The organism is Syntrophorhabdaceae bacterium, assembly GCA_035541755.1.
Lineage (GTDB): Bacteria > Desulfobacterota > Syntrophorhabdia > Syntrophorhabdales > Syntrophorhabdaceae > PNOF01.
This window is the reverse complement of record DATKMQ010000138.1, coordinates 1-4,749: the sequence shown is the minus strand read 5'-3', so window position 1 is coordinate 4,749 and position 4,749 is coordinate 1. Positions and strand designations below refer to the sequence as shown.

The window sequence follows — 4,749 nt, the reverse complement described above, 5'->3', positions numbered from 1 at the left end:
GGAAAACGACTCGCATAACGAGATTCATGTAAGGATAGGCATACATTTCGGCAAAGTAATCATCGAGGAAAAGGACATCTACGGCGATGTGGTCAATGTAGCCGCAAAATTGACCAATCTGGCAAACGGAGACCAGATATTCGTGTCCCACGAAGTGTATGAGCTGACCAAGGACATGCCACTCGTTTATTTTGAGCTCATCAACTTCTGGAATATGAAGAACGTACCGACGGGCCTCACCATATACAAAGTTGTCTGGGAAAAGGCGTCAGTCTTTAAGCCCGATACATCGTCAACCCTGTATTTGTGCCCGTTGGAAACGCCCGGGAGCAATGATCCGGTTAGCCCTTATCAACAAATATGGAATAGCTTCGCCGCCACAAAAAACCATTTGCTTGCTAAAAAGCACCAATCGGAGCATACCTTACCCGATAAGACCGTGATACTCACATATGCCGACAGTCTGACGGCTTTTGAAGTATCGGAACGCCTGTTCCTGTATCTTAACCAGGAAGCCAAGAGGCTGGGTTGCGATACGCACCCGATCGTCTCAATGGTTCTCGCTAAGAACGCCGACACAAAAGGGGAGCTTCTACCCGTAAGACAGATCATGAAGGCCCCCGGAGAATTGAACACAGGCGGTATTTACCTGACAAGACAGTCCTATAACGACATAATAAAACGGAGAGATATTCTCGTTTCGCCACATCCAGAGGAGCGTCCGGAATTGCCATTCTACAAATACGTAAATGGGGCGCAGCAACAGAGCTCTCCTCAACTGCAACTGATTCTCAAGCGAACGTCTTCCGAAAAGAATCTGGACCCGTGTTTCTATTGTGGCGATATGCACCATCTTTCTAAAGACTGTCCTTCCAAGATGTTTGTTGAGCCTATGCGAGCCATCCATGAAGTCGGGTATCTTTCGGTCGCCGAGATCAATAGCATGTTTCTTCGACAGCAAGAATCGAATGCACACGTGGAGCAAGCCGGGCTCGCTTCTCGCCAGGACAAAACCCGCAATGAAGAGGAACTCGTCGCCAAATCCATGTACGAGCTCAAGAAGGTCTATCAATTGCCCTTCTTGAGGACCATATGGGACAGTCCGGAGAGTGAATGGGACAGGGCTAAACGGAATCAGAGCGCCGGCCAGGGAGGCTTCGCTTGGCTCGCCCAGGATTCACTCAGGGTTTCCGACTACAAGAACACCGAATTGCTCCTCAAAAACGCCCTGGAAAAGAACGCAAGGGATTACAAGCCGCATTGTATTTCAGGCTTTCTCGATATAGAGCGCAACAATTTCGCGAGCGCCATCAATGATTTCGATACAGCCCTGAGATTAGCCCCAACAACTCCTCAGCGGATCTTTATCCAGCTTTTGCAGTCTCGAATTTACGTGCTACTCAATAACAGTCTTAAGGCCCAGGAGAAAGTGCATAAGATCCTGTCCACAGATCCGAATTGCGCGGAAGCATTCTATCTGGATATCCTGTTGAAGCTGCAGCAAAAGAAGGAAAAATCGGCCATCCCCAGGCTCTCAAGGCTCGTAAAAAGTGACCGGGCATATTTCGTGATTGCCCTCATTGATCCGGATATGGCGCCCTATAGCAACTTTGTCCTCGAAGAATTAACCAGGCTATTGAGCCAGGCAAGGGCCGACGCAGAGTATTCCCTGGCTGATGCCATAACGAAGATAAACAACACGCAAACCATACTTACCGAAAAGGACGGTGAGTATATTAAGACAACCATGGCGCGCATCGATGATCTGGCGAAGTCTGGAAGCTACTTCGGCTATCTGGATATGATCGAACTTGCTTACACCGTTATCTCCATCTGCAACAATACGCTTAAGGAACAAAAAAAGGACCTTTCGGAATTCGTCACAAAGCTGAGAAGACGCCTCCAAAGAAATCTGGCGATTGTGCTTAACCATCCCTTTCCGTATTTTTCTTTGAACACCCTATCAAGGCTCAAAATGCTTAAATCCGGGATGGATGACTTAGGAGAGGTGGGCACCTACACCGCGTCCTGGCAATTCGATACCTGTCTTAAACAATGTACCAAAATCTCTCAGGAGATTGATCGGATGGAGCCTGCATTAAGAAGGCTCGACGTGTTGCAACAAGGCATTGCCATGTTCTTCCGTTTTTTGAAGTACTCATCCATGTGCCTCTCGATCGTCTTCTGTATTGGCGTCTTTATCCTGCCCTTCTTTACCGGCACTATAAACGGACTGCTTTCTAAACTCGACATGACCTCGCTGCCTAATGCATCAGCTCTTCAAAAGGTCTTTCTCATCAGCGGGACAGGTTTAAGTCTCGTTACTTCCTTTTTGCTTATGTTGAAAAGAGCGTCAAAAGAAAAATCTGTCCGATAAGTAGTATTTCTACGGACCCTTCTTCTTTTCGTATCGTCTGCATTCAAGGCCGGATGCCTGCAAGACGACTCGGGAAGGAATTTCTTTGGATTTGAAGCCCATGGCCCTGCATCCCCTGGAATATTGCTTGTCCCACGTAATATAGAAGTGCCTACAGTTGAAACATTCAGATTTCTTCGCCCTGTCGGACATATCTTTTGTCTTCCCGGTAATGTTACCACAATTCTGCGCACGTTCAAAAGGAGTCGCTTGTTTAAGCGTGTTGCCGCGGATTTTCTCATACAAACTATTTGACACGGTCTGTGTTTATGCTATACCATCAATATAGGTTGGGCCCGGCATCTCATGACTGTTGAAAATAAAATACTTGTTATAGACGACGACAAAGCGGTGAGGCTCGTCTTGAGCACCATCCTGAAAAAAAACAGTTATCTGCCCGTCGAAGCTCGTGACGGTCGTGAAGCGCTCGATGTATACAGAACAGAACGCGCTAGCGCAATTCTTCTGGACCTCAAGATGCCGGGGATGGATGGAATCGAGACGTTACAGGAGTTAAAGAAGATCGATCCTCACGTGCCGATCATAATCATTACGGGATATGCCGATATCCCGACTGCCGTGAAAACGATAAAACTGGGCGCCTACGACTTTCTTACCAAACCTCCCCAGGTTGACAAGTTAATCCTCATTCTCGATAGGGCCATAGAAAATTACGAGTTGCACAAGGCGCTAAGTAATCTCGATACTACGGTGGATACTTCTCTCGAATGGGTCTTTGGCAAGAGCGAAGCTATGCGAGATGTCATTCACCAGGTACGGCAGGTAGCGAGAAGCGATTTTTCCGTGATAATTCAGGGCGAAACCGGTACAGGCAAATCTGTCGTGGCGCAAACAATCCATAATCTGAGCAAGCGGGCCAAGCAGCAATTCCAGTCTGTAGACGTAGGCGCCATTCCGGAGAACCTTATCGAAAGTGAGCTCTTCGGCCACGAAAGAGGCGCCTTCACCGGCGCGGACAAAAAGAGAATCGGTTTCTTTGAAATCGCTCAGGGTGGAACGATATTTATCGATGAATTGGAGAACATGCCTTTACAGCTCCAAAGCAAATTACTGAGGGCGGTAGAGGAAAAGAAGATCTACCCGGTCGGCAACTCAAAGCCTGTAGGTATCGATGTCAGGATTATCGCGGCTACCAACTCTGACATCAAGCAATCGGTGCGCGAAAAGAGGTTCCGCGAAGACCTGTTTTTCAGACTCAGCGAATTCATTATCACCGTGCCGAAGCTAAAGGACAGGACAGAAGATATTCCCTTCATGGCCATGAAGTTCTTTACAAAGGCCTCCATAGAGCTTGGCAAGCAGATGCGCGAGATCAGCAAAGAGACCATCGCTCTGTTGCAGGGCTATTCGTGGCCCGGCAATGTGCGCGAACTGAAAAATGTTATCAGAAGGGCTGTGCTCCTGGCCCAGAACGATGTGATAAAACCGAGTGATATTGAATTTCTCATAGAAGAAACCCAGAACGGCCAGGACCATCTCCCCTTGCTCCCCCTGAAAGAGCTTACCGCAAGGGTTACGAGAGACGCTGAAAAACAGGCTATCCAGCATATTTTGACGCTCACCAGGGGAAACAAGACCAAGGCCGCTTCGATTCTTAAAGTCGATTACAAGACTCTTCTTACGAAGATAAAACAATACGGCCTCACCAACCTGTGAGAGATGCTTCCAAATGAGATTGTGGAACCCGCGCCCTACTATATGGAATTGATTACCTAATATCCTACTTTCCATCAAAACCAGATTCTAATTATTTCAATATGTTACGTTTTGGCATGGTATTTGCTATAACCTTATCAACATGAAAGCGGCTCAGGGTATCAGACAAAAGTTGAATGCATTAAGCTGGCTCACGGAATTCGCCTTTCAGGCGAGAAATTATCTGACCTTTCAAGTGTCCTCCACAAACGAAGCCTCTTACACGCAGGAAGTACACAAAACAAACGTTTTGTTCAACATGCTCGCCACAAAAACCGAAAGAGAAGCGGAACATCTCCCCCCCAATACGTCTGCTTCTTTTTCCCCTGCACAAGAGGCTTCGTTATCTTATTCCCCAGGGGTAGTAAAAACCCCACCAAGCTTCTGATCATTTCCGGAAGGCGATAGGCTATATTCAAGCCCTCCGATTTATGAGGAACCGGCCTGTCAGACCATGGTTCTTAAGGCGCACGCCGAATTCTATAGCATGTGCACTTGAATGGAGATTTGTCTCTATGCGATCATGCCTTCTCACCGCTCATATTGACGCTCATTCCAAAAAAATAATGCGCGACAAAAACATACGGATATTAATCCTCGATGATCAGGAATCGGTG

General features: G+C 47.3%; 2 protein-coding genes. Both read left to right on the top strand.

Going from position 1 to position 4,749, the window contains the following annotated elements; all coding sequences use genetic code 11:
* The coding region (locus VMT62_13570) for an adenylate/guanylate cyclase domain-containing protein (GenBank protein ID HVN97453.1) at positions 1-2,377 on the top strand (2,377 nt) is incomplete at its 5' end.
* Between the two features lie 345 nt (positions 2,378-2,722).
* A complete protein-coding gene (locus tag VMT62_13565) occupies positions 2,723-4,093 on the top strand; it encodes a sigma-54 dependent transcriptional regulator (GenBank protein ID HVN97452.1) in 1,371 nt (456 codons plus the stop codon).
* Positions 4,094-4,749 lie beyond the last annotated feature (656 nt).